The organism is Streptomyces sp. NPDC005899 (assembly GCF_040629645.1).
Lineage (GTDB): Bacteria > Actinomycetota > Actinomycetes > Streptomycetales > Streptomycetaceae > Streptomyces.
Map to the genome: position 1 here is coordinate 1 of NZ_JBEXWB010000711.1, position 1,064 is coordinate 1,064.

At 71.4% G+C, this 1,064-nt stretch carries 1 protein-coding gene; it reads left to right on the forward strand.

Annotation, left to right across the window (positions count from 1 at the left end; genetic code table 11):
* Positions 1-996 (forward strand): 2-oxoglutarate dehydrogenase, E2 component, dihydrolipoamide succinyltransferase (sucB, locus tag ABZ371_RS32845; protein WP_358686645.1); only part of this gene is annotated, 996 nt, incomplete at its 5' end.
* Between the last annotated feature and the right edge of the window lie 68 nt (positions 997-1,064).

The window sequence follows — 1,064 nt, forward strand, 5'->3', positions numbered from 1 at the left end:
CCGGCTCCTCAGGCCCCGGCGGCCCAGGCGCCCGCCGCTCCCGCTCCGGCGGCTTCCGCCGGTGACGAGGGCGCGTACGTCACGCCGCTGGTCCGCAAGCTCGCCTCCGAGAACGGCGTCGACCTGGGCGCGGTCAAGGGCACCGGTGTCGGTGGCCGCATCCGCAAGCAGGACGTCGTCGCCGCCGCGGAGGCCGCCAAGGCCGCCGCCGCCGCTCCGGCTCCCGCTACAGCCGCCCCGGCCGCGGCGAAGGCGCCGAAGCTCGAGGCGTCCCCGCTGCGCGGTCAAACGGTCAAGATGACCCGCATGCGCAAGCTCATCGGCGACAACATGATGAAGGCGCTGCACTCGCAGGCCCAGCTGACCACGGTCGTCGAGGTCGACATCACCAAGCTGATGCGGCTGCGCAACCGGGCGAAGGACGCGTTCGCCGCCCGTGAGGGCGTCAAGCTGTCCCCGATGCCGTTCTTCGTGAAGGCGGCGGCCCAGGCGCTGAAGGCCCACCCGGTCGTCAACGCCCGGATCAACGAGGACGAGGGCACCATCACGTACTTCGACTCGGAGAACATCGGCATCGCCGTGGACGCCGAGAAGGGTCTGATGACCCCGGTCATCAAGGGTGCGGGCGACCTGAACATCGCCGGCATCTCGAAGAAGACCGCCGAGCTGGCCGGCAAGGCCCGCGGTGGCGGCCTCACGCCGGACGACATGTCCGGCGCGACCTTCACCATCAGCAACACCGGTTCGCGCGGTGCGCTGTTCGACACCGTCATCGTGCCGCCGAACCAGGCGGCCATCCTGGGCATCGGTGCCACCGTCAAGCGTCCGGCGGTCATCGAGACCGCCGAGGGCACCGTCATCGGTGTCCGCGACATGACGTACCTCTCGCTCTCCTACGACCACCGCCTGGTGGACGGCGCGGACGCCGCCCGCTACCTGGGCGCGGTCAAGGCGATCCTCGAGGCGGGCGAGTTCGAGGTCGAGCTCGGCCTCTGATCTCCCCCGCTGTAACCAGCCTCACCAGCGGCGCCCCCGACGGGGACTCACCCGGGGGGGGGCGCCGC